Here is a 25,438-nt window from a genome sequence, read left to right on the forward strand (position 1 = left end):
GCAGTTGTTGCCGATGGTTGGCTTTCCCTCTGGCTAGAATAAATCAACCCTACCACTCTGGGGGACTTTGAACCTTGGGTTCCCCTTCGCATTGGAGGCAATTCGTCCCCTGATTCAGCAACGCCCGGCTATTAATTCGGCAGCCCCCTAAATCCCCCACGTGTGCAGGACTTTGAGCCGGAAATCTGGTTCTAAAAGTCTCTCAGAATTAGCAGCTTGGGCGGCAGAAGATTCAAGTAACGAATCGGAGATCGCCTTATTGAATTGATGGGGAAATGAAGGTAGATAATATCTGTTTCGTCGCTGCGGGAATGGACGTAAAGTAGCCGTGATAACAGGGCTGATTGGCGATCGCTTGTTCCACAATTTTGATGTAGAGGTCTTCTCCGGGGGCGGCGGCGAGCGTGATTTTGAGGTTACTGAGCAAGGGAATGGGCTGCTCGGTTTTGAGTTCTGCTTGTTTGGGCGAGAGTTTTGTAATCCATCCAGAGCGTTGACTGCCTGAAATGTGTTTGCCGTCGAGAACAAAAAACTGGATAGGAATGGGGGCGGTGAGTTCGTGAAAAACCTGTCCTGTCTTGGGTAGAAATAGATTGAACGGTTCCCCAATACCACCGATGTCGTAGATCATAATTGGTTCTTGAAAGCCTTTGGGCTGGATGGGAATTTGCCCATCAATGCGAACGATCGCCCCGACTTCGTGCAGTGTGGATTCAGAAATCAGAATCTGACCGCCGACGGTGTAAGACTCGATGCGCCCGGTCAAATTAACATTGCTGCCGACGACCCCGTATTTTGCTCGCTTGATCGATCCAATGTTGCCAACGACGACTTCTCCTGTGTTGATTCCGATTCCAGTTTCTAAATTAGGGATGTCTAAAGACTGGATCTGTTGATTGATCTGATTCATGGCCAATTGCATTGCAATAGCGCAGGCGATCGCGCGATGAGCATCATCTTCTGACGGCTGTAGCGCCCCAAAAATCACCAAAATTCCATCACCGATAAACTCATCGATCGTGCCGCCGTATTGGGTGATCACATCGGCCATCACTTCGAGATAAATGTTGAGAAAATGCACGACTTTTTCGGGCGGACAGCGCTCAGAAATGGCCGAAAATCCGCGAATATCGGACATGAGAATCGTGACTTTGCGACGATCACCGCCAAATTTTAGACCGTCCGGCGTTTCTAATAAGCTGGTGACAACCTGTTCGGTGAGATAGCGGCCAAACGTACTGCGAATTCTGGCGGAGAGTTGAGCAAAATAAGCCGTCACCGCCAAAGTCGAACCGCCCAAAGCCAGCAGTCCCGGCACCAAAGGCAGCCACCAACCCACGAGAAACGCTGCATAAGCCGCCCCGATCGACCCCACCGCCGCTAAGGGAATCAGCGATCGCCGCCCAACAATCTGAAGCGGATGCCGAACCTGACCCGTCGGACGCAATAACCAGCTACCTGCCGTTCCTACAATCGACCAGACGAGAATCCACAGTAGCTCGATCGATTTGTCCCAGGTTTTGATCAAGGGGCGATCGTCGAGGGCAGTACTCAACAGTTGGCTGGTCAGATTGGCATGATAATAAACCCCTGGCATCTGAGGAGGCAGTTTGGCAATGTTTCGCAGATCGTTACTGTAGGGTGTGTAAAAAACATCTCTGAGACTTTCGGCAACGGGGCCAATTAGAACAATGCGATCGCGCAGTAAGTTAGTAGGAATTTTATTTGCCAAAACGTCTGACATCGAAACCCTCAAAAAGCTGGATTGAGTACCGCGATAGTTCAATAAAATTTGGTAGCCACCATCGTCCGATCGGACATAGCCACCATCATTTTCACGAAAGGCAGGTAATACAGCTTCACCAAATTTGATCTGTTCTTGCTCAGATACGGTTAAGGGTTTATTTTTCTGTTCTAGATAGATGGTCGCCAGCATTAACGGAAGTGACATCACATTGTTGTCATTTTGATCCGTAAGATAAAGAATTCCCCGTCTAATTTTTCCATCTGAATCGACGATGACATCGTTCGCTGCAACTTGATCGAGTTCTTTTAATTTGGGTGGCGGATCGATTGCGGCTCCTTTTCCATCACTGATTGCTTTTTTGATTCCAATCAGATTCGGGGTGGTTTGAAAAATTTGATTTAGCTGTTGATGTCCCGGTTCGACGGGCAAATCTCGGTAGAGATCCAGCCCGATCGCGGCTGGGGTTTGTTGTCTAATTTTGGTTAATAAATCTGCCAGCATTGTGTCTGACAGGGGCCATTTTTTGACTTTTCTCAGGTCAGATTCCTGAACCTCAACGACGACAATTCTTGACTCTGGCGATTCTACAGGGCGCAGACAAAACAATTGATCCAGGCTCCACCACTCTAGCGGTTGCAGCGATCCGCTATATCGAATGAGCATGACAAGTCCGGCGACACTGGGGGCGATCGCAATCACAATTCGCCATTGCCAGACTTTGTATCTTAACTGCTTCCACATATGTTGAACGCCAAAGATTTGATGTAGTTATCATGCCCACATGCTAGAACCTAATTCCTCTGGAATGTTAGACCGGAGTGCGAGAGGTGGAACGTTAGACATTATTGGACGTTAGACGTTAGAAATGAGAGTTCAATAATATCGAATCTTGTAGAGTGGGTTGAGCACTAGGGAAAGGCCCCGCCAACGGTTGAAATCGTGGAACTTTGCGTGGCTCAACCTACCTACCAATCGTCGGTTTTATTCAATCTACACTCCTTAAACTCGAACCTTACGTCCAACGTCCAACGTCTTCTTCAAGCCTCCTGTGTTGTATCCGAATATTTACTTAAATGAATTCCGGAGGACTGGATCAAAGCTTTGGTAAATATAAACATCCTCAACCATGTATTTTCTGTAGGGAATAATTTTTTTGGGCTATAACGATTGAGTGTTAGCCGTAATGTTCGCAAAGCTTTTTGTATAAAAATCACAAGACAATCGACAGACTTCTCAATCAAACTACTGTGAAAATGATGCGTCCATTTAGATTAGCGACTTTGATTTTGACGGCCGTTTCTATGTTGACTCTTTCAGAGTTAGCAGCGATCGACCTGACTTCTAATCCTTCGCCCTTGAAAGAAAACGCTGCGATCGCGGCTCCTCGTTCTAATTTTCGCTATCAACTGCCCAAAACCCGGAAGATTGTCAGCACTCAAGGAGCCGGGTCACGGACGGGTGGAGAAGCCTTACGGGTCAAAGTAGAACTGCTGGTGCCCAAAGATCACATAGCATTGACGACGGCTGGGCATCCTGCTTTTTTCTGGTATTTCTCCAGCGTTCCGACGGTGCCCGTAGAAATTGCTTTGTATAAACGAGGCGTGGGCACTCCGATTTTTGTGCAGCGTGTCCAGGTCAAGCAGGCGGGAATCTCGAAAATCGAAATGCCACAAAACTTACCAGAACTCACCCCCAATGCTGACTATCGCTGGTCAGTGTCTTTGATTCGTTCTGAAGATGAACGATCGACCAATCCCACCTATCAAGCCTGGATTCAACGAGTCCAACTGTCTGCCAAAGAAACCAAACAATTTCGGTTAGTTAACTCTGCTCGCGATCGCGCCATGCTCTACGCACAATCGGGCTACTGGTATGACGCATTGACGGCGATAGCCACTCCCTACATCAGCAAACCCAACCCCACATTACAGTCAGACTTAGCTCTGTTGCTCGATCAGGTTGGACTGGCGAGAACGATTCAGAAATGAGGGAGGAGGGAGGAGGGAAGAGGGAAGAGGGAGGAGGGAGGAGGGAAGAGGGAAGAGGGAGGAGGGAGGAGGGAAGAGGGAAGAGGGAGGAGGGATGGGTTCTGTGTTTTAAATTGATCTGAATTTGATGAATTTCTTTGCTTCGGTTGTAAATTCAGATTGCCTCCCAAATCTCCATCAATGAAGGCTCAATTAGAACGCTTGTTTAAAGTCCTCCAGAATGGGGGGGTGGGGGGCAGAAGCGCTAGACAACGAAGCGAAAAATCTCGACCCCTTGCGGGTAACTCGAAGAGATCGAACTACCGTCAAACCACTTATTCAACAGTCATTCCTCAAACCCAAAATCCAACACTCTGAACCCAAAATTCCACATCACCTTTTATCCCTCCTCCCTCCTCCCTTAATACCCTTCATCCTTCATCCCTTAATTTAGAGGTTTCCATGACTACGCTAGTTTCTATTGTGATGCCCAACTACAACCGGGAAAAGTACTTGGCAGCCGCGATCGAGAGTGTTCTCAAACAAACCTATTCAAACTTTGAGCTATTGATTTGGGATGATGGCTCGACGGATCAATCAACAGCGATCGCTCAACAATACGCGCAGCAAGACCATCGAATTCGAGTGGTGACAGCAGAACATCAAGGCGTGACGAAAGCGGCTCACGGCGCGATCGCTCAAACTCACGGCACCTACATTGGCTTTGTAGACAGTGACGATCTTCTAGCATCGACTGCACTCGCACAAACAGTTAGCATTTTGGAGCGGGAGGCGGCGATCGGGCTGGTCTACACCGACTATGTTGAAATGGACGCAGCCAGCAAGATTACAGGATATGGTCATCGCTGTCACATTCCCTACTCTTCAGAACGGCTGCTCGTCGATTTTATGACGTTTCACTTTCGGCTGATGCGGCGATCGACCTACGAACAATCCGGCGGCATCGATCCCAGCTTTTCGGGAACGGCTTATGACTATGATCTATGTTTGAAATTGTCCGAAGTTACCAAAATCCATCACCTCAGCCAACCGCTTTACTTTTATCGTCGTCATGCTGAGAGTATTTCAACCACTCAAAACGTGGAGCAGATTGTTTGGTCACAGCGAGCGATTGAGCAAGCGCTTGAGCGTCGAGGATTAAACGATCGTACAATCGAAGTGCAATGGTCTAATCGTGAGTTTCAGCTACGACGACGGACTGTAAACCCTTCAAAACAGATTCGTCAGGCTGCTGTATGTTCTCTGTTGGCAACCATTCCGTTAATGGCTCTCGTCGAAACACCGCTTTTAGCTCAAGTCACACCTGCGATCGATGGAACGGGTACGATCGTGACTCCCAATGCTACCCAAGTTAACGTCACGGGTGGAACACGCAGCGGAGCAAATCTGTTCCATAGTTTTAGTGAGTTTGGAGTAAGACCAGAGCAGATTGTTAACTTTGAATCAAGTTCGGCGCTACAAAACATTCTGGGGCGGGTTTCGGGCGGAAATGCATCGGTCATTGAGGGGCTGGTGCGGGTTAGTGGCGGTAGTACCAATCTGTTTTTGATGAATCCGGCTGGCATTGTTTTTGGGACGAATGCTCGGTTAGATGTGCCAGGTTCCTTTACTGCAACCACTGCAACGGGGATTGGATTTAACAATCAATGGTTCAATGCAGCGGGAGCTAACAACTACACCACGCTAGTTGGAACACCAAACGCCTTTGCTTTCACAACCACTCAACTAGGAGCGATCGTCAACGCTGGAAATCTCAGGGTGAACACTGGCAGTCTGATGCTACTAGGCGGGACAGTCATGAATACGGGACAACTCACAGCCCCACAAGGACAGATCACACTAACATCGGTGCCTGGGCAAAGTGTAGTTCGTCTCGGTCAAGTTGGGAGTCCTCTGAGCTTAGAAGTAACGCCCGATTCTACTTCCTCAAACTGGAGGCTCCCGATCGCGACGCTGCCCCAACTACTCACAGGTGGCAATCTTAGCAGTGCAACAGGCATTACGGTTAATCCGAATGGCACGATTCAACTGACTAGCTCGACAACTCCACTCCCAACGACACCAGGAACAACTTTAATTAGCGGAGAAGTAGTAGCTCCCGAAATCAATGTATTTGGCAACCAAGTTGGACTAATTGGAGCGAATCTCAATGCCTCTACACCCCAACAAGGAGGAACCATCCGGATTGGTGGTGACTACCAGGGCAAAGGAACCGTTCCCAATGCTGCCCAAACGTTTGTGAGTCCTGACACTCAAATTTTGGCTAATAGCCTACTAGATGGCGATGGCGGGCGCGTCATTATCTGGTCAGATCAGAACACTCAATTTTTTGGGTCGATCGCGGCTCAGGGTGGTAAGAATTCGGGTAATGGAGGCTTTGTCGAAGTGTCGGGCAAAGAGGCGCTCACGTTCAAAGGTCAGGTCGATGTGTCAGCGCCCAATGGTCGTTTGGGTAATTTGCTACTTGATCCAACGACGCTGACCATCATTGATGCCCCCGCAGGCGGAACCTTTGATGCAACAGCGGGAAACATTCCTTTTGGACTACCGGACAATGGAGCAAATACAGTCTCGTGGGGAGCGATCGGCGCGTTAGGATTTGGAGCGAATGTTAGCTTACAGGCGACGGGTAATATTACGATTAATCCGATCACAGGCAATACTCCCGGAATTACAACACCTGGTCTAGCTAGTTTGAATGCCGCTAACTTTAGTTTGACTTCTACCAATGGCTCTGTTATTTTTGCTAATCCAACCGACACTATTCAGGCAAGGGGCGGCAACATTACGATCGCTGGAAACAGTCTAAATTTGGGCAATCTAGATACTCGTTTTTTAGGCAGTACTAACAGTGGCATTGTCACGCTGACTGCAAACGGCAACATTACCGCCAATGATATTATTACTACGGGAAATGGCTATTCGGGTGGCAATATCAACATTACTAGCAATGCTGGAACCATCAATCTCAGAAACATCGACTCTAGTACTCTCGAAAGTGCCGGGCTTGCGCCAGTTGCCGGAAATGTCCAGATCACAGCCCTGGCAGGAAGCACTACGGCAAACTCTGTAAACGCATCTGCGACAAAAATTAACCCAAGTGGAGATTTTACAGCAACCGCAGGAACCATCAATTTAACTGCTAGAAACAACGTTACGGTAAACGGGGATATTAACGCTTCTGCGATCGCCACCAATGTCGATGGAGTAGCAGGCGCGATCGCAGGAACAGTCACTCTCAACTCAACCAATCCAACTCCCGGCAACAATATTCTGTTTAGTAGCATTAACACTCAAGCAACCAGCGATTTTGGAGCAGCCATTCTCGCGGGTGGGGCTGTTCAGATTGCGACCAACGGCCGCATTCAAGGCATCGGAACAACCGCAACAGGTGACACCATCAATACACAGGGGATTTTGGCTGGGGGCGGCGCAGTTCCAGGTGTTAGCTTGCAAGGAGGTGGCGTAACCATTCAGCAGGATGGCGGAGCGAACAATGATCCCTTTACGATCGGGAATTCTGCCCTAAACGGAACAGCCGGACCGATTAATACAGGCGGAGGCACGACGATCGCCGCAGGGACTTTTCCCGTTCTTCCCAATGGTGGCACTGCTGCCGGAACGCCTCCCGGTACTACCATCATCTCGGTAAACACGCCGCCCACCGTCACCACTAATCCGCTTTTATCTAACAATGCTCTCCCCAACCAAGCATTCTCTTTTACCTTCACTGCGAATACAGGAGATACTAACTTAGATAATACAACCGTAATCATTGATGCGATCGCTTCAGGAACACTGCGTCGAGGTAATACGATTCTTAATGTGGGCGATACGATCGTCGTCGGTGAAACACTCAACTACACGCCACCGACTAACACACTGGGCTTGCTGAATGCCTTTCGAGTCCGGGCCAGCGATCAAGTGTCTGACTCAACCCCCCAAGCGATCGCACTCAACATTCCCAGCCCGACAGTGACAAACTGCACAGTTGACTGTGTGAACAATCCTCCTGGCGGTCTCCCCACGCCCGATCAAATTACTCCTGCCAATCAGCCGCTACTCAATCCCAACATCACCCCCGAAGACCGATTTACGTCTTCTTTTGCCGACTATTTGGGAATCTTTAGCCCCGATCGCAAGACCGAAGATGATGGTCAAACCCTGGCTCAAAAGGTTGAAAAAGCCACCGGGGCCCGACCCGCATTTATCTATGCTAGTTTCGTCCCGGCTGACTTGAGTGGCACTGTTAGAACGGCCCGCACTACAGCCGCCCAGGAAAGCGATCAACTAGAACTACTCGTCGTCACTGCCAAAGGGCAACCCATTCGCAAACGCATTCCCGCCGCGACTAGAGCCAAAGTCCTGCGCGCAGCAGACGATTTTCGCAACGAATTGATTAATCAGAGAAACCTGGGAACCGACACCTACTTACAGTTATCACAACAGCTTTATGGCTGGATCATTGCTCCGATCGAGTCCGAACTTCAAACTCGCAACATCAACAATCTCGTGTTTTTGCCGGATACTGGATTGCGCTCAACGCCGATCGCTGCGCTCCATGATGGCAAAGGGTATCTCGTCGAACGGTATAGTGTCGGATTGATGCCCAGTCTGAGTTTGACCAATACAGTGATCACCGATATCAAGGATTCTCAACTGTTGGCGATGGGTGTGTCTCAAAGTACTCAAGGTCAGGAGCCATTACCCGCCGTCCCGGTAGAGTTGTCTACACTGGTCGCTAAAATCTGGCGTGGTCAGCTAGTTCTCGACACCCAAACCACGCTGCAAACTCTGAAAACCCTCCGAGGTCAACAGCGCTACGGCATTCTCCACATGGCCACTCACGCTTCATTCAATCCGGGGCCCGTCGGAGACTCTTATATTCAACTTTGGGACGACAAACTGAGACTTGATCAGGTGCGGCAGTTGGGGTTAAACGATCCGCAGGTTGAGATGATGGTATTGAGCGCCTGCAAAACCGCCCTAGGTAACGAGGAAGCCGAACTAGGATTTGCAGGGTTAGCCGTCCTTTCGGGGGTGAAAACAACGGTTGCAAGCCTTTGGGCCGTCAACGATGCTGGAACGGCTGCTCTAATTATCAAGTTTTATGAGAACCTGAAAACGGCTCCCACTAAATCAGAAGCCCTACGACGGGCACAGTTGGCTATGATCAAAGGAGATGTCTATCTCAAAGACGGACAGATTCAAGGATTAGGGGCGATCGGGGGCATTCCGTTACCTGCTGCCAGCGTCGATACTGTCGATGAGCCACTTTCTCATCCCTACTACTGGTCAGGCTTTACAATGGTCGGCAATCCCTGGTAAGCGTCTGCTGATACAAAAGATTGAAGGTCAAATAGAGGGTTGAATAGGGGCATCCCAATTGTGCAAAATCTCGGATTGCCCTCCTCACGAAGTGGGGCGAAGGGAGTCAGATCTCTGTTCCCTCTCCTTGGGGAGCTACCGTGTACACACAAGTCCGGAATCGCTTCGTTTCAATCGGCTTCAGCCCCCTAAATCCCCCATTCTGGGGGACTTTGACAAAGGAAAGATTTCCAAAGTTCAAAGCCATTACAACATCTCGAAGTCCCCCAAAATTGGGGGACTTAGGGGGCGAAGGGTCTCGGCAATGATCAATCAACTTGTGTGTACACGGTAGCCTTGGGGAGAGGGTTAGGGTGAGGGCAGAAAGACTGTGCTACACAATTGGGATGCTCCCGTTGAATCGTCTTCTGACAGAAGTGTTCAACAGCCGCAAAACCTGTCCTAAAGTGCTGATGTGATTGGTGAGTGATTGCGATCTGGATAAGAGACTTTAGACCATAGACTTCGGACTTCAAACTAAGTAGATTCTTAATTGTCTGTCTAATGTCTTTTGTCCAGGATCTGAAGTCTCTGCTACCCATGCTTCACTTGTTTGGAGGGTAACGGCTAGCCGCTTATCGTTAGCTCGGTTACTCTGCTACTTTGTTGCCACTTAAGAGATTTGTTAGAAACGATCGCGCTTGCTCTAGTGGCACATGTCTGGGCTTGCCTTTGTAGACAATCTGATACTCGCCTTCAAACTCTCCGTCGCCATACCCAGAGATCAAGTGTTGGTGAAAAGCATCTTCGGCAAGTTGGTGAACTTTATCTCTAAGACCAGCGTTTTCTGTAACAGTCATTGCTGTCTCCTTATGTACGCTTATAGTCTAACTGTATTAGATTTTACTTAAAAATACACCTACCTATAGTTCTAGCCCATTGGGAGGAGTTTATTTACAGTTGCTTTCTAATGGAATTGCAGCAAAAATCAACAGCCCACGACAACTTGCAGGGAACGATCGAGACAAAATTTTAGTTAAAGTTCTCCAAACTTGAGAGGCAGAAGCTCTGAGCAACGCAGCAGGAGAAGTCTATCGAATTAAGTTAGGAATCAGTAACACTCAGGATAGCGGCTCAACTCCTTAGATAGACGCAGACGACTCAAGCTAATGTTATCGTCTGATCGCACAAAATTACGGTTTAGCTATGGTTCTTGATCAGGGCACTGATGTCGTTCGCGTGAATGCTAGGAGAACCGATGCCTTCGACATTTTTAGCATTCAATATTATGTTGGGCCAAATCCTTATTTAGAAACAGCGGCAACGGTTTTTGACTTTGCGCTAACAGGGAATGCGGAACTGCTCCCTCTAGAGGAATACATCGCTGGCGTAGGCGATCGCTATCCCCATCTGCGCGAAGACTCTTATCCTACAGTCGCCCATTTATTTGCTCGTACCCTGACAGAAGTCAGCAAACTAGAAATGGATTTGCACTTCGATCGCTGGAGTCTCACCCCTATATCAAATTCTTCTGTTCGCATTGCGGTTCAGGCGCTTCATGCTCGGACTAGTCGCTCGATCGTTTATTGTGTATGGGATTGGTTTGAGGCACTGACCCAAAAGCAGCCGTTTTATCTCGATGATCAAATCGAAGTGCTGCAAGTGCTATTTCGGCAGTCGGTCTATGGTGGCCCGACGGTCTATGCATTGCTCAAAACGGCTCACGAGTTAGACATTCCTGCTTTCTATTTATGGGATGAAGGGCTAATGCAGTATGGCTATGGTCGAAAACAAGTGCGAGGAGTGGCGACAACGTTTGATACTGACAGCCACCTGGATTCTGACTTCACCACTCGCAAAGATGACTGTAAGGCGTTTCTGAGTACATTGGGATTTCCGGTGCCGACGGGCAAGATTGTGGGCGATGTGGAAGCGGCTCTCGCAGCAGCAAAACGAATTGGCTATCCGGTAGCCATCAAGCCTGTGGTTGGGCATAAAGGAATTGGGGTGACAGCAGATGTTAAAGATGCAGATGATTTAGAGTTGGCATTCGATCGCGCCGTTCAAGCCATTCCTTCAGAACAATCGATTCGGGTGATTGTAGAAACGAGTATTTCGGGGGCAGACTTTCGGTTGCTTTGCGTGAATGGTCGATTTGTAGCAGCGACTGAGCGCCGTCCGGCTTCTGTGGTCGGAGACGGGAGTTCTACGATTCAGGAATTGATCGATCGGGCTAATCAGACGGTCGAGCGATCGGATACGCCCACTTCTCCACTCGGAAAAATCAAGTGTGACGATGCAATGGAGCGTTATCTAGAGGAGCAAAATTTAACGTTAGATAGCGTTGTCGAATCTAATCGCACCGTTTATCTGCGTAAGGTTGCAAATTTATCTTCTGGTGGTCTGAGTAGTGATGCAACTCGTATTATTCATCCTGACAATATTGTGTTGGCGCAAGATATCGCCCAGCATTTTCGATTGACTTGTCTTGGGATTGATGTGATTGCCCGTGATCTGAGCCAGTCATGGAAAGCAGGAAACTTTGGCATCATTGAGATCAATGCGGCTCCTGGCATTTTTATGCATCTCAAGCCGTCGATCGGCGATCGGGTTGATGTCACGCATCACATTCTCAAAACCTTTTTCTCATCCAGCACTGATGCCCGGATTCCGACCATTACTTTCAACCGAATTTCTGTCCCACAGCTTGAAGAGATTATTGATCACATTCTGCTACACCACCCTGACTGGACGATCGGAGCCGTTTGTCGGTCTGCTGTGTTTGTCAATCGGTCTAAAAAGAATCTACATCCCGATTACAATACCAATGTTCAAAATCTATTACGCAATCCCAAACTAGATTTACTGATTGCTGAGTATGATGAGGCGGTACTAGACAAAGAAGGAATGGGCTACTACGGAAGTAACCTTGTAGTGTTAGACCAGCCTACTTCTACTGAGCAAATGCTGGCGCGGGATGTTTTTGAGGACTCGATCGTGGTCACAACCGAAGGAGAGAATGTTTCAATCCGCCGTGAGGGTCTTGTCGAACAATATCAACTCGGTGCCCAAGAGCCACTAAGTCGCGTCTATCTCAAGGAGATTGCAACGTTTTTATAGCAGCTTGTTGAGAGTTTAATTAGCAGCGTTGCCGAAGGCTCCTACGAAGCTAGGGTGTGTTTTAAAGCCCTTGGCTGCCGCTGCATTCCACCCGTGATTAGAATCCGGGCTAACAGAACAAAGTCCACTGAAAGGACTGAAACCAAGGAGTACTCCCTTTAATGGACTTATACCCAATCAATTAGTTAATGCTACAGATCCTTCGCCCCCTAAATCCCCCATTCTGGGGGACTTTGAGAATCCGAGACTTCTTTGGCTTGAAGTCCCCTACAAGTGGGAATTTAGGTTGTTCTCCAAGATCTGTAGCACTCAAAGATCAATGTGGTATGAATTCTGTTAGCGTGAACTTTCAGTTCAATGTGGGTCTGCAACAATAGCGAGAGAGTGTTAAAACGCATCCTAATATCACCTGACAGATATTCATGCAGGAAGTCGATTGATTAGATCGTCTAACTTGTCAGTAGCTCAGAAGGTAAGCCACTGGTTTTACCAGTGCGACTTGAACAGCTTTTAGCGTTTCCGGCGTTCCTGAGCGCGTGTAAAGTAACTCCCACGGTGGCTTGAACCGAACCGTAGGAGGATAAACACATGTCGGAATTGTATCAAAGCCTTTCTCACAGCAAGTGGGATTGCAAGTATCACGTGATTTTCGTGCCCAAGTATCGTCGAAAGACCATGTTTTTGGAGTTGCGGCAATATTTGGGGCTGGTGTTTCATGAGTTGGCGCGTCAAAAAGAATGCCAGATCATCGAAGGACATTTGCTGGTGGATCATGTGCATATGTGCATTGCGATTCCGCCGAAACATGCAGTGTCGTCCGTGATCGGCTTTCTCAAGGGCAAAAGTGCCATTGCAATTGCCCGTCGATTCAAAGGCAAGCAGCGCAATTTTGAGGGAGAGAATTTCTGGGCACGGGGCTACGCCGTCTCAACCGTTGGATTTGAAGAGGAGGTGGTGCGTCGGTATATCCGAGAGCAAGAAGTGTTTGAGCAAAGTGGACGATTCTAATTGACTCACAGACACCTTCAGCAAGGACACCCGCCCTTGGGGCGGTCACATTCATCAAGCCACCAGCTTTGCTGGGGGTGTCTGACTGTAGTGCCAAGTCTAGAAATTATTCTTCTTAGTGACTATGATTACAGAGACTCACACCCCAGAAACATGAAAGAAATCACACGTCGTCAATTCATTACAACCGCTACGATCGCGACAGGGTTTGCGCTGGCAGTGCAGCCCGTTTCCGCTAAAACAATCACTACAGATGCGAAGGGGTTAGTTGCAGGCGCAGTCAAGATTCCGGTTAAAGATGGCTCGATTCCTGCTTACAGAGCCGCACCTGCTACAGGGAGCAACTTCCCGATCGTGCTTGTCATCCAGGAGATCTTCGGCGTACATGAACATATTCAAGACATCACTCGGCGGTTTGCGAAGTTGGGCTATTTGGCGATCGCTCCCGAATTGTTTGTGCGTCAGGGCGATGTTTCTAAATTGAGTAGCATTGATCAGATTCGTTCGATCGTGGCTAAAGTACCCGATGCTCAAGTTCTATCTGATCTGGATGCGACGGTCAATTGGGCTACTAAATCTGCCAAGGGCAACGCCAATAAACTAGCGATCACAGGCTTTTGCTGGGGAGGGCGAGTTACTTGGCTCTATGCGGCTCACAATCCTACAGTGAAGGCGGGTGCTGCTTGGTACGGGCGATTGGTTGGGGATGCGACTCCGTTAAATCCTAAGCACCCGATCGACATCGCATCAACCCTGACGGTTCCCATTCTCGGACTCTACGGCGGCAAGGATACCGGGATTCCCGTTAACACGGTGGAACAGATGCGCGATCGACTCAAATCCAGCCGCAATAAGTCTGAAATTATTGTCTACCTTGATGCCCCACACGCCTTTTTTGCAGATTATCGTCCTTCTTATCGAGAGACGGATGCTAAAGACGGCTGGAAGCGTTTGCAAGCGTGGTTTAAGCAGAATGGAGTTGCGTAGGTTAAATTATTTTGTGCTGTTTCTCTCAATTTTATCCATTTGATGAGATTCGATGCGTAGAAAAGGTAGCACAATCAGAACAAGAATAATGAATGGGTTCTGACAGAGGGGCTACCAAAAGACTGATTAAATTTGATGCTTCCGTTTGCCGTCGTGTTTTCCAAGTGGGTGTGGCAAATCATATTAGTTGTGGGAGCCATTAGCACTAGGGAAACGGACGGTGAGCGCGATTTGGCGAGTGATGAGGTTAAAGCAATGTCATTTCCAGAATTATCATCGGGTGCTGAATCGAGCAGTGTGGTCAAGCCACAGGCATAGATTGCAGGAGAATTTGTTGCTTACCTCGGAGGTTTCAGTCCCGTTGCCGGGATTTAGGTTTGTGAAAGGCTTGCCCAGAGTCGGCACGGCTCAAGATGTCACGGAGTTTCAGTCCCGTTGCCGGGATTTAGGTTTGTGAAAGTCAGCCTCACTCAGTCCTTGCCCATTGCGAGTGGCGTTTCAGTCCCGTTGCCGGGATTTAGGTTTGTGAAAGTCCGTCCTCCAATAAAGATTCAATCAAACCAAACATGTTTCAGTCCCGTTGCCGGGATTTAGGTTTGTGAAAGACTCCAGTCTCAAGAACGAGAAAATCGAAGTCTAGGTTTCAGTCCCGTTGCCGGGATTTAGGTTTGTGAAAGCCCAGGCGCAGCTTGAGCAGGCTGAGAGATGATAGAAGGTTTCAGTCCCGTTGCCGGGATTTAGGTTTGTGAAAGGTTTCGTTGAGAAGCCAGGGTTGGGGTGATTCATCAGTTTCAGTCCCGTTGCCGGGATTTAGGTTTGTGAAAGATGGGCGGTGACACCCATACTCTACGTGAAATGCAGTTTCAGTCCCGTTGCCGGGATTTAGGTTTGTGAAAGCTTTGGCAAACCAATCAAAAATGGCGCGTTAGGCAAGTTTCAGTCCCGTTGCCGGGATTTAGGTTTGTGAAAGGTCAGCAACGGCCAAGAAAGTTAGCCCAGAGCAAGCGTTTCAGTCCCGTTGCCGGGATTTAGGTTTGTGAAAGATAGGCGCGACCACACCCGCAAAAGCCAATGTGAGTTTCAGTCCCGTTGCCGGGATTTAGGTTTGTGAAAGGCGAATCAGATTGCCAGTGGGGATGGCAAACGTGAGGTTTCAGTCCCGTTGCCGGGATTTAGGTTTGTGAAAGAGAAAGACAGTCTCGCAAATTAGAAGCCGATGCTTAGTTTCAGTCCCGTTGCCGGGATTTAGGTTTGTGAAAGGTCAGTGTGGGCAATGCCAACAATTCGTCGGGCATGTTTCAGTCCCGTTGCCGGGATTTAGGTTTGTGAAAGCTATGCCTATCTCTACTCTCCCTAATCGTCGCGCTTTCGTTTCAGTCCCGTTGCCGGGATTTAGGTTTGTGAAAGGTCAGTGTGGGCAATGCCAACAATTCGTCGGGCATGTTTCAGTCCCGTTGCCGGGATTTAGGTTTGTGAAAGCTATGCCTATCTCTACTCTCCCTAATCGTCGCGCTTTCGTTTCAGTCCCGTTGCCGGGATTTAGGTTTGTGAAAGGCGTGTTCGCTCTGTTCACGATCGCACCTCCCTTTCTGTTTCAGTCCCGTTGCCGGGATTTAGGTTTGTGAAAGTCGGGCATCATCACGGGCGCAAGTTGGAGCATCTCTTAGTTTCAGTCCCGTTGCCGGGATTTAGGTTTGTGAAAGGATAACTGCGCTCCGCAGGAAACACTATACAATGCCGGTTTCAGTCCCGTTGCCGGGATTTAGGTTTGTGAAAGTTGAAGTTCTTGAAAGTATGGTCAAGGGCGGTGAAATGTTTCAGTCCCGTTGCCGGGATTTAGGTTTGTGAAAGCCGAGCCGCGATCATTCGTGGATCGATAACAAGAGGGTTTCAGTCCCGTTGCCGGGATTTAGGTTTGTGAAAGCGTCGAAGGGAGGTTCGCTTAATGTCTGGAGCTTTTGGTTTCAGTCCCGTTGCCGGGATTTAGGTTTGTGAAAGTGTATCCGTGTCGGTTTGCAGGCGGGACAAGTGAAGTTTCAGTCCCGTTGCCGGGATTTAGGTTTGTGAAAGCTGTCAAATCACCGCTACTGATTCTGCTGAGGTCTAGTTTCAGTCCCGTTGCCGGGATTTAGGTTTGTGAAAGGCCGCGCTCTGAAACATTCCCTGGCAGAGGGTTCTACAACCGATTTTGGCAAACCTCAACTGAAACATTGATTTCAGCCAAAATAATTTTACCAGAGCATATGCGCGATTCTTGAAACTATTGGATTGTCAAGGTTCTGGGGTTTGGCAAACCCCCCAGGGTTTTCGCCCTCGCTTTGGTTTGCCAAAAATCGAATCACGCTCATCATAAGATAATACTCGTTTCCTGTCGAGGCTTTTCTGACCCATAAGAAATCGTCCGCCTCACCGCCCCCGCATCCAACACATAAATTCGCACCGAATCCTCATCCGGCTTGATCAACTTCTCCACTTGCACCTGAAGCTTTGCAAACTGAACCGCACTCAAAAAACACTCAAACACACTGTACTGCGTCCATTTACCATATCCACACAGCAACTTGTGCAGCCGAGTCCGTCGTTTGTTGGCAGCCTTGCTATCCGGCAGATCATAAATAATCAAGTAAAACAAAGTAGACATCATGATTAACGAAGGATCAGCGGCTTATAGTCCACCCCCTCCTGCAAATGCCGCGCCAAAAGCCTTGCCTGCAACTCAATCGATCGCCGATAGGTACAGCGGTACCCAAACACCGGATGCGTAAACTCATCACTCAACTTTCGCTCAAACGCCACCAAAAACGTCTTCCGCCCCCCATCCGAAAGCAAATACGCCCCCAAACTCTCCGTAAAATCCTTGGGTTGAAGCTCCCGATTGTTTAGCACCGACAGCACCACATTATCCGCAATCAGCGATCGCATCTCCTCCATCAGATCCAACACCAAAGCTGGCTGCCCCCGCGTCACCTCATGCAAATAGCCAATATAAGGATCAAGTCCTGCCAAATGAACCGCCGCCGTCACCTGCGACTTTAACAACCCATAAGCAAACCCCAACAGCGCATTTACCGGATCAGTCGGCGGGCGGCGCGTGCGTCCCGAAAACGTCCAAGGTTCCTTCAACATCTGCGACCAGCAGGCAAAATACTCCCGCGCTGCTAATCCTTCCATCCCACGCACCTGGTCGAGCGACGACTGCCCCTCAACACTCGCCTTTCGCTGCTTCAAAGGATGCTCCTTGACCCCGTGACGATACAACACCGTTGATTGATTGTGAATCTTGGCAGTCACGATCGCTTTCACCAACGCCAACTTCTGCCCCTGATCCTCATACCTCCGATACTGCGCCAACCGCAACTGACCATTGCGCGACTCAGACGGCAAAGCAGACCCCAAATGCTTCCCAAAACTGGACAGATAATGCACCGACATCCCCAACTCCAACGCATACATCAAGGCATCGCCTGTCACTTGCGGATTGCCCATCAGCACCACTTGCTCAACCGTCTGCGCGGGAATCGTTTGTTTTTTCCAAGACCCATCCGGTTGTTTGAGCTTAACCGTAAACGCCTCATAGGATTTATTTAGAATGGCATCTGGCTGAGTCACATAGAGAACAGACATCTTAGCTCCTTAATTGCTTTATCTCGATCGGTAGACAAATACTCTGCAAACTACACGCCTGACATTTTGTTTTGTGGTCGATCGGGGCAGGCATCGGACGCGACTCTGCAAGCTGCGCCGCCCAAATCGCTTCCTCCGTCATCTGTCGCAGCTCAGTCGAAAACTCCACCCTCTGTCGCCGCCGATTTGCATGATAGAAAATTTCGCCGAATGCAATGGCCTTCCCAGTACGCTCCTCCAAACACAACGCCGCCGCACAAAGCTGAAAATGATCGCTCAAATGCCGCCCCATTTTCCCCTTCTTGTACTCCAGCGGAACCAGGTTGCCCGATCGCTCCTCCACTGCATCAATGATTCCGCTCACCCGTAGGCGTTCTGACCAAACCCACTGCTGTTGATGGATGACCGTCTCGCCTTCCTGCGTCACCCCGGCTTCATTGATGTTGCGATGCAAATGAGTCCCCAACACGATATGCTCATTTTCCGCCATTTCTCCCAGCACATATTCCAAATAAAACCGCCGCGAACAGTACTCCCAAGCATTCAAATACGAGAGAGGCAGATAGTTTTCAGAATTCATGATTATCTTCTTCGTACCATTCCCATTCCCATCGGTGTTTTCCGGCCCACTCCGGCATACAGTGCAAAATCTGCTAACGTGTTAATCTGCCGAATTGTTTGAGAATCCACATCGCCCAAGATTTGAAACGTCACTTCCCCGACACAGCCAATCAACTTACTGCGACTATCCATCACGATCTCAGTCCGAATATCAAAGTAACTCGGAAAGATCGCTTCAACGATCACGTCAGAAAACGGAATCTCACTGTATTGATTCCACCGCCGCAACAAACTTTGAAACACTAATTCTTTCGTCGGCAATGCGCTGTCATACTTAGTTTGCCGAAACGTCGTCGGCGTACAGAACTGAAATTTAATCTGACGATCGTGCTCTGATGCCTGCTCATACAGTTGGGTATACGACCTAAAGCCTGCCCAGGGCTGTCTCGCTTGCGCCGTTCCCAAAATGCTCGTCACGCTCAGATTGGCGGCTCCCAGATGCCACGGTTGTTTTGGACTCAACGTCAGCCAAAGCTGCGCCAACTGACCAAACAATGCATCATCCAAGAGTGAGATTCTCCACCAGCAAGGGGTTGCAGCGGCGATCGCCCGTTCATGCTGATATTGAAGTACATGACCGCGATTCTGAGTCTGCAAAGCACTGAGCGTAAAGGACTTATCAGCGGTCTGTTTGTGCAGGGTTTCGCTAAGCGTGGGAGAGTGCGATCGTACCAAATCCAAAAACAACGCATGGAGATGTCGCCCACTCAAATGACTTGCGGGAATTGGAGATTGAGGTAAGAGATTTAGGACTAAACTATGAGGCATAAGCTGTTCATCATGGGATAGGAAGAGCAATGCAAATTGATGATTACGCACAGGCGATGGAGCTAACTGAAAAACTTAAAGCTAGTCTCCCGCTCCAGGTTTACCCTACTAAGCAAATGGCAAAAAGGTTGAAGGCCCAGGGCAAATTCCTTGACCCAAGTCGTGAGTACACAGTAGATTCAGTGATCTACGCTGGAGACATGGGTGGCATTACTTGTTCCCTCAAGGGTGATCCTGAAGGTAAGGAAGTCTTTTCAGTTTCAATTACCCATTGGTTGATCCAGCGCATCCTCTAGCAGAAGAGCGACAAGCCTACCAGAGCAAACGTACCCGTGGGCTGGCGATTCAAGATCGAGGTGGATTTGCAGCAGAATTTTTGGGGGAGCGCCCAACGTCTGCTAAAAAGCAGATTAAGAAGGGCTTTGGCAAATCGCTGTAAAGATTACTTGCCATGCCAGTCTTTATCAGCAATATGGTTGTAGCTATGAAGGTAAGCAACTTGAGTCGTCGGAAAATCAGGAAGTGGCTTTAGCTGATCATCGTTGCTACCGTGATCGCCGTAGTACCAGATGCGATTCACGTTTAGTTGAATTGAGCATTTCTCAACTTCAATGATGTCATTGTAGCCGCCTTCATAGCCGCGAACAACCACGGGAGTCGATGGATCAAACTGAGAAAGTGCTTCTATGAGTTCTGCGATCGTCATCGTAAATTTTCCTCGCTGTATTGCAAACTTAGAAGGGGATTGTAAAATAAATTGTGTCAAAGGTCAGAAGTTGAGATCTAATGAACTACTGAACCGGAGACATCAAACCTATGATCTTTCAACCTGAATTACTGGACGAACTCCTTAAAGGCTACAAGACCCCCGAAGACTTAATCGGAGAGGGTGGAATTCTGAAACAACTCACCAGTGCCCTAGTTGAACGCTGCTTAAACGCAGAACTGAAAACCCATCTAGAGGAGCAAGACCCTGAACCATCGCAGACGGGTAAAGCGAGTCGCAATCGCCGCAATGGACACAGTAAAAAGACGATCAAAGGCGAGTTTGGAGCGGCACAAATCAGCATTCCGAGAGACCGGAATGGGGAGTTTGAGCCAATCATTCTCAAGAAAGGACAGACCCGGTTCGACGGCTTTGACGACAAAATTCTGTCGCTGTACGCAAGGGGCATGAGTGTACGGGACATTCAAGCGCAACTGCAAGACCTCTATGGAGTGGAGGTATCGGCAGGACTGATCTCCAACATCACCGATGCGGTGGAAGAAGAGCGCAAGCTTTGGCAGAATCGGGGGTTAGAGGCAGTCTACCCGATTGTTTACTTCGATGCCCTGGTCGTCAAAGTGCGGCAAGAGGGGCGTGTTGTCAACAAAGCGATCCACTTGGCGCTGGGAGTTAACCTCTCTGGCACTAAGGAGCTTTTGGGGCTATGGATGACCCAGAACGAGTCTGCGAAGTTTTGGCTTCAGGTGCTGACCGAGTTGCAAAATCGGGAGCTGAAAGATATCTTCATTGCTTGCTGTGACGGGCTGACGGGATTTCCCGATGCGATCGAGGCTGTGTTTCCCAAAACCCAGGTGCAACTGTGTATCGTTCATCTGGTGAGAAACTCCTTGTCCTATGTGTCCTACAAAGATCGCAAAGCGGTGGCGGCAGACTTGAGGTTGATCTATACCTCCGCGACGGAGGCAGAAGCCGAACAGCAATTGGTGGCATTTGCTGAAAAATGGGACAACCAGTACCCTACCATCAGTCGATCGTGGATGAGTCACTGGACAAGAATTATTCCTTTCTTTGCTTTCCCACCGGAAATTCGTAAAGCGATCTATACGACTAATGCCATTGAGTCCGTGAACATGACCTTGAGGAAGGTGCTGAAAAATCATCGGGCTTTTCCCACTGATGAATCAGTGCTCAAGGTGGTTTACCTGGCGATCCAGAATATCTCCAAACGTTGGACGATGCCGATCAAGGATTGGAAAGCTGCTTTAAATCGTTTTGCGATCGTATACGAAGACCGATTTCCCCTCTAACTTTTCACCTTTGACACAAAACTATTGACATACCCCTTAGAAGATCAGAAATTCTTCATCATCTGGTAGTTTAAGCTTTACGCCACACATTGCCAAAGTTAAAATTCCTGGCAATCCCGGCAAAAAAGCGTACTCTCTCTCAAAATCTTTTCCACTAACAACAATTGGATACGCTGTAATTCTCTCTTGCCGAAGGCGATAATAGGCAGGTGCATTGGCAATTTGACACATCACAACGCCTGGAACTAGCTCTTTTTCCAATTTCTTTAGCAGCGGGGTGGGTGCGATCGCATTGTCTCTTCTGCGTTCAACCCGACAGTTTTCAAACGCTTTCAACTTATTCATCTGAGTTGCTAAAAAGCTCAAACGATCACCGTGGTATCGGAGGCGAAAACTGATTTGATAGGGTGGTTCAGATCGATCAATGATTTCAGTTTCTTCATTCTGACTTGCAAACTCGTAGTAGCGCAGTAGATGAATGGGATCAATCAATGTCTCCTCTGAGAGATCCAGCACAAAACCCTTTGGATCTTTAATGTTGAGGCTCTCAAATAGGCTAGAGCGAAATCCAAATAAAGGAGCATAGCTTGCACTAAAGGACTTACAAAATTGCTTCAGCGCCGCTGCTGCCTCAGAATTTTCTTTGAAAACGGTTTCATACTGTTGAAATGTTGTTCGGTTTTCTTCAAAATCTGCCCATTCTTCGGGACACTCTGCTTTCAGAAATGTCGTAACGAGTTCCCGTCTAGCTTTACCCTTGACAAATTTGAGTGGGTCATCTGTCAGTTTTTTCTCGTTTGCGATCGACTCCGCCGCTTGCAAAGCTTGCATTCGCCTTCGATAATAAGCCCAATCCCGCTTTCCTCCTAAAACTCTTTTCAGAGTGTTGTAAAGCTTGGGTATTAGCTCACTTTGCGCTAGTCCTTGCATCATTTCTTCTAATTTTAGAAGAGGACGAGCAATTTCCAAGAAGGCTTCAGATTGCCAATAAATGCTGAGAAAAGGTCGATCGAGACAAGCAAGTTCAGAAAGTTTTTGCTGAAGGCTGAATCGTCCACCAGAGCAATCTAATGAACCTAATCCTTCTTCCCAGGCTTTTTCAGAAAGATAAGCGATCGCTTCCGAAGGTCTGTCTGTTTGTTGTCTACCTAAAACTCGTCCAACTCGCCCAATGCGTTGCCAAAATGCAGCGCGATCGCGGGCGGAAAAAATTAGCCAATCTAAAGTTTGGCGATCGGAAGCAGGATTGCGCTCAAAGTTAAAACCAACATCAACCGTGCTAGTCGCTAGAATAATGGGGCATTGGATGGCGCGTTGACGATCTGCTAAGGGAGACGGGCCTGTGATGCGCCCAACTTGATTAGCTAATCCTTTCTTCTGAAGTAAATCTGAAAGTCGATTAATCTGATCTAGGGAATCTAAAATGACTGCACCATATTGATCAGGTCTAGATTGAAAGCGCTGAACCACTTCATCTCTCAATTCCAATAGAAACTGATCAGAGTCAGGCTGAGGAAGTAATTCCAGATTGACCCCTGTTTGAGAGGGTAAAAGATGCATTGTGCTGGTTTCCCCATCCACAAGCGCTATTTTAACCCCCTGATTCTTCAAACTAGCAAGTGCAGTATCACAGGCAGGCTCAGGCGTTGCAGTTAGTAGAACAACTCGACGACCACTGTTAAAAAATCCGAACTCATGAGATAGCGCTAAGTAGAACAGCAACCCGACTAGTTGTTTAGCATCGTACAGGTGAAACTCGTCGAATATTACTGTTGCAAACGAACTATAAAATTGACTAGCAATGTTGACTCGATCTAACCGTTGATAGGCAAAAAATGTTGCATAGTAGAAGATATCAGGGTTTGTGACTAATAGAACTGGGCGATCGCCTCCCACCTCTGGAAAGATCGTCGCAGGATTTCTCAAGAGGTTATAAATCTTTTCCCCTCGACGTATTCCTACTTGATCAGACCAAGTTCTGACCTCCTTCGCAGAAGCCGCAATCACAAAATGAGGTAAGCCTGCTTTTCGTACAAAATCCTCAGCCGCCTGCTTCTGTTGCTCAACGAGCGCATTGGTGGGAGCAATGTAAACAGCATTCCGATTGCAATTGTTCTCGTGTAGAAGAACCGTGAAAGAGGCTTTCGTCTTACCTGTTCCAGTGGGAGCAAGATCAAGAATGATATCGTGATCACGAGCCATTTCAAAGACATCGACCTGATGCTGCAAAGCTTGACCCATGAAAACGAGTTCAGGAGGTAGATCAGTACAAGCAGAAATACTTTTAGCTTCTAATTCAATGGTTAATTTCTTATGTGCCATTCGTAAGCTGTCCTCCACAGAACCGTAGATTTGCTGGAACGATGAACTCACCCATCTGCCATGCAGCACCTTGAAATCGAAGATTCTTGACCAACGATACGGGTGGTATGGCAATGAGATCGAATGCTAGAAGATTCAAATCAGGCGGTAAATCAGCCGTGTTAAGCAAGGCATGACTTGTATACTCACCGACAGGCAAAGCCACTAATGGAAACTGCTGTAGAACAGAAAGTCGAACTTTGCTCCTAAATTTCCCAATCCGAAAATAGTCTGGCAGTTCACGATCACCAAAAACCAACGTCTGGAAGCAATTTCCTCGATCGATCATGCGGAGTCGTCCTGTTTGCGGAAAATTGCTAGGACTGAACGATCGATGCTTTGGCTTATCTCCCTTTTCTTTTTGCAAGCGTCGATATTCAGGTAAGTTCTCGCGTGCAGTTGCTACCCGATTATTGGTCATGGAGTACCAGTAAGCATCCGATAGTGCGTTGAATCGCTGAAACCGAAAGGAAACTTGTCCGTTTGATGACCACGCTGGGAGAATGTAGGAAGATTGAGCGATCGGGACTAAATCCTCTAGATACGTGGGTCTACCTGTTGCCTGTCCTACTAAACGGTAAGGAGAACTAGCCCAATCTAGGGCGTAGGCAAGAGCATAGTTTCCCAGTACGCCTTCTGTGTAATAACAGTCAGAGATTTCTCTAGAAGCAAAGAACACAGGTTCTGCACACCATAGCTCAATTAAGCGCACTTGCTTGAATGTTGGTTGTGATGATTCTTGAGATGACAGTAAATTAAGTTGCTGAGTTGTCACCATCTCTAACTTCCTGCCTCAACTGCTGCATTTTTACCTTTCCCTTTCGTCTTTTTAGTTTCTGTTGCAGGAGGTTTACGGAAAGTTTCATAGGACTGATCTAAGCGTTTCAAGAATGCTTCTCGATCGGTATCTGACCAATGGCGATCGACATCTGCGATCAAAGCTTTTACTTCATCTTCAGACAGTTTCACTGACACTCCTCGCCGATTTTTCCAGCTATCAATGACAGTTTCAACTTGAGCGATCAATCCACTCATTTCTAGTGGATGCTCTAACAGTTCTTCGCGAGTCGCCATTGCATCATGAACAGATTGAACCAATTCTAGTGAACTAGGCAACTCAGCAGTTCCACCAAACACGCCCAGAATCTGATTTTCCATCCGCCCTACTCGACTAGAAACTGCACCATAGCGGCTAGTGAGCAGAATATTACCGATCGTATACCGTAATTCATCGGCAGTCACATCCTTCAGGGTAACAACATCCAGAAAATGGACTCCTGGCTTGATGTATTCACTGGTATTGAGTGATGTAGAGGCTTTGTCTTTATCTTCGTCTTTGCGTAGGCGCATAGTGCCGTTTTCATACACCCCGTTGAGGGTACGATCGCCAATCAAATCGTTAGCAGGCAACAGACTAAAAGCATCCTCAGTCCAAACTCGACTTTTTTGGGCACCACCACCACCCGCCGCGAAACCGTAGAGAAAGCAATCTACGCACATTTCACAGGGAGCATTTGTATTAAGAGAGCAAGTGAGTTCTTCTTCTTTTTTCTTGACTTTGTATAGGAGATCATAAGCCCTGAGAAATTCACGCCCGCGACGACGCTCTGGTGCAACTTGCTTTCGCTTGGTCATCACCAGTCGCTGAACCAGTTTTTTGCGGCTATCACCAGCCAACCCAGCTTGCACAAATTCTCGACACATTGGCTCACCCGTTCCTTCAGTCCGAAGAATCAGTTCAGACATTGATGTTCTCAGAACTATTAAGCCAATCATTCGCCCCTTGGGAAAATTCTCATAGGTAGGTGCAAGATAAGCATTCAACTTTTCGATCAACATTGTTCAGTTCCTCAAAATTAATGGTTGTGCAAAT

Annotated in this window: 19 protein-coding genes and 1 CRISPR repeat array; of the genes, 9 read left to right on the plus strand and 10 right to left on the minus strand. The window is 48.2% G+C overall.

Going from position 1 to position 25,438, the window contains the following annotated elements; genetic code table 11:
- Window positions 1-256: 256 nt before the first annotated feature.
- Entirely contained in the window at window positions 257-2,488 is a 2,232-nt protein-coding gene (locus ACKFKF_RS00005; protein WP_446865808.1) for a CHASE2 domain-containing protein, read from the minus strand.
- Between the two features lie 515 nt (window positions 2,489-3,003).
- Here ACKFKF_RS00005 and ACKFKF_RS00010 point away from each other — a divergent pair.
- Both ACKFKF_RS00010 and ACKFKF_RS00015 read left to right on the plus strand, forming a co-directional pair.
- Window positions 3,004-3,735: a DUF928 domain-containing protein gene (locus ACKFKF_RS00010; RefSeq protein WP_446865809.1), complete on the plus strand. Its 732-nt coding sequence runs from the start codon at window positions 3,004-3,006 to the stop codon at window positions 3,733-3,735.
- Window positions 3,736-4,176: 441 nt separating this feature from the next.
- Entirely contained in the window at window positions 4,177-9,063 is a 4,887-nt protein-coding gene (locus ACKFKF_RS00015) for a CHAT domain-containing protein (protein ID WP_446865810.1), read from the plus strand.
- A 629-nt stretch (window positions 9,064-9,692) separates the two neighbouring features.
- Here ACKFKF_RS00015 and ACKFKF_RS00020 read toward each other — a convergent pair.
- Window positions 9,693-9,902 carry a hypothetical protein gene (locus ACKFKF_RS00020; protein ID WP_446865811.1) on the minus strand — a complete coding sequence of 70 codons (210 nt, stop codon included), beginning with the start codon at window positions 9,900-9,902 and terminating at the stop codon, window positions 9,693-9,695.
- A gap of 346 nt (window positions 9,903-10,248) precedes the next feature.
- On the opposite strand from ACKFKF_RS00020, the gene ACKFKF_RS00025 reads away from it, so the two are divergent.
- The 4 genes from ACKFKF_RS00025 to ACKFKF_RS00040 all read left to right on the plus strand — a co-directional run bounded on the left by ACKFKF_RS00025 (window position 10,249) and on the right by ACKFKF_RS00040 (window position 14,475).
- The gene (locus ACKFKF_RS00025; protein ID WP_446865812.1) at window positions 10,249-12,162 is read left to right on the plus strand and encodes an ATP-binding protein; all 1,914 of its coding nucleotides are present in this window, start codon (window positions 10,249-10,251) and stop codon (window positions 12,160-12,162) included.
- Between the two features lie 588 nt (window positions 12,163-12,750).
- Window positions 12,751-13,170 (plus strand): IS200/IS605 family transposase, encoded by a 420-nt coding sequence (gene tnpA, locus ACKFKF_RS00030; RefSeq protein WP_446865813.1) that lies wholly within the window; start codon window positions 12,751-12,753, stop codon window positions 13,168-13,170.
- Window positions 13,171-13,323: 153 nt separating this feature from the next.
- Window positions 13,324-14,157 carry a dienelactone hydrolase family protein gene (locus ACKFKF_RS00035; protein ID WP_446865814.1) on the plus strand — a complete coding sequence of 278 codons (834 nt, stop codon included), beginning with the start codon at window positions 13,324-13,326 and terminating at the stop codon, window positions 14,155-14,157.
- Window positions 14,158-14,292: 135 nt separating this feature from the next.
- Window positions 14,293-14,475, plus strand: a complete 183-nt coding sequence (locus ACKFKF_RS00040) for a hypothetical protein (protein ID WP_446865815.1) — start codon at window positions 14,293-14,295, stop codon at window positions 14,473-14,475.
- A 31-nt stretch (window positions 14,476-14,506) separates the two neighbouring features.
- Window positions 14,507-16,300: a CRISPR direct-repeat array (repeat unit 37 nt; unit sequence GTTTCAGTCCCGTTGCCGGGATTTAGGTTTGTGAAAG).
- A gap of 204 nt (window positions 16,301-16,504) precedes the next feature.
- On the opposite strand, the gene cas2 is transcribed toward ACKFKF_RS00040, so the two are convergent.
- Genes cas2 through cas6 form a run of 4 tightly spaced genes read right to left on the minus strand, consistent with a single transcriptional unit; the run spans window position 16,505 to window position 19,170 of the window.
- Window positions 16,505-16,798: a CRISPR-associated endonuclease Cas2 gene (gene cas2, locus ACKFKF_RS00045; protein WP_446859302.1), complete on the minus strand. Its 294-nt coding sequence runs from the start codon at window positions 16,796-16,798 to the stop codon at window positions 16,505-16,507.
- A gap of 5 nt (window positions 16,799-16,803) precedes the next feature.
- Window positions 16,804-17,781: a type I-D CRISPR-associated endonuclease Cas1d gene (gene cas1d / locus ACKFKF_RS00050; RefSeq protein ID WP_446865816.1), complete on the minus strand. Its 978-nt coding sequence runs from the start codon at window positions 17,779-17,781 to the stop codon at window positions 16,804-16,806.
- 1 nt (window position 17,782) lies between these two features.
- Complete coding sequence (gene cas4 / locus ACKFKF_RS00055) at window positions 17,783-18,361, minus strand: CRISPR-associated protein Cas4 (protein ID WP_446865817.1); 579 nt, start codon at window positions 18,359-18,361, stop codon at window positions 17,783-17,785.
- Between the two features lie 2 nt (window positions 18,362-18,363).
- Entirely contained in the window at window positions 18,364-19,170 is an 807-nt protein-coding gene (gene cas6 / locus ACKFKF_RS00060) for a CRISPR-associated endoribonuclease Cas6 (protein WP_446865818.1), read from the minus strand.
- Between the two features lie 29 nt (window positions 19,171-19,199).
- On the opposite strand from cas6, the gene ACKFKF_RS00065 reads away from it, so the two are divergent.
- Both ACKFKF_RS00065 and ACKFKF_RS00070 read left to right on the plus strand, forming a co-directional pair.
- Entirely contained in the window at window positions 19,200-19,466 is a 267-nt protein-coding gene (locus ACKFKF_RS00065; RefSeq protein ID WP_446865819.1) for a hypothetical protein, read from the plus strand.
- Window positions 19,442-19,609: a hypothetical protein gene (locus ACKFKF_RS00070; RefSeq protein WP_446865820.1), complete on the plus strand. Its 168-nt coding sequence runs from the start codon at window positions 19,442-19,444 to the stop codon at window positions 19,607-19,609. Before ACKFKF_RS00065 ends, ACKFKF_RS00070 begins: the two co-directional genes overlap by 25 nt.
- Before the next feature lie 3 nt (window positions 19,610-19,612).
- On the opposite strand, the gene ACKFKF_RS00075 is transcribed toward ACKFKF_RS00070, so the two are convergent.
- Complete coding sequence (locus ACKFKF_RS00075) at window positions 19,613-19,876, minus strand: hypothetical protein (RefSeq protein ID WP_446865821.1); 264 nt, start codon at window positions 19,874-19,876, stop codon at window positions 19,613-19,615.
- A 110-nt stretch (window positions 19,877-19,986) separates the two neighbouring features.
- Between ACKFKF_RS00075 and ACKFKF_RS00080 the strand changes: the two genes are divergently transcribed.
- On the plus strand, window positions 19,987-21,204 hold the full coding sequence (locus tag ACKFKF_RS00080) for an IS256 family transposase (protein WP_446865822.1): 1,218 nt from the start codon (window positions 19,987-19,989) through the stop codon (window positions 21,202-21,204).
- 36 nt (window positions 21,205-21,240) lie between these two features.
- On the opposite strand, the gene cas3 is transcribed toward ACKFKF_RS00080, so the two are convergent.
- From cas3 to cas7d, 3 genes are read right to left on the minus strand one after another with little or no spacing between them, the layout of a single operon-like run.
- The gene (cas3, locus tag ACKFKF_RS00085) at window positions 21,241-23,526 is read right to left on the minus strand and encodes a type I-D CRISPR-associated helicase Cas3' (RefSeq protein WP_446865823.1); all 2,286 of its coding nucleotides are present in this window, start codon (window positions 23,524-23,526) and stop codon (window positions 21,241-21,243) included.
- Window positions 23,516-24,343, minus strand: a complete 828-nt coding sequence (cas5d, locus tag ACKFKF_RS00090) for a type I-D CRISPR-associated protein Cas5/Csc1 (RefSeq protein WP_446865824.1) — start codon at window positions 24,341-24,343, stop codon at window positions 23,516-23,518. The genes cas3 and cas5d overlap by 11 nt, the downstream gene beginning before the upstream one ends.
- 2 nt (window positions 24,344-24,345) lie before the next feature.
- A complete protein-coding gene (gene cas7d / locus ACKFKF_RS00095) occupies window positions 24,346-25,404 on the minus strand; it encodes a type I-D CRISPR-associated protein Cas7/Csc2 (protein WP_446865825.1) in 1,059 nt (352 codons plus the stop codon).
- Between the last annotated feature and the right edge of the window lie 34 nt (window positions 25,405-25,438).

This window comes from Phormidesmis sp. 146-12 (genome assembly GCF_052939495.1).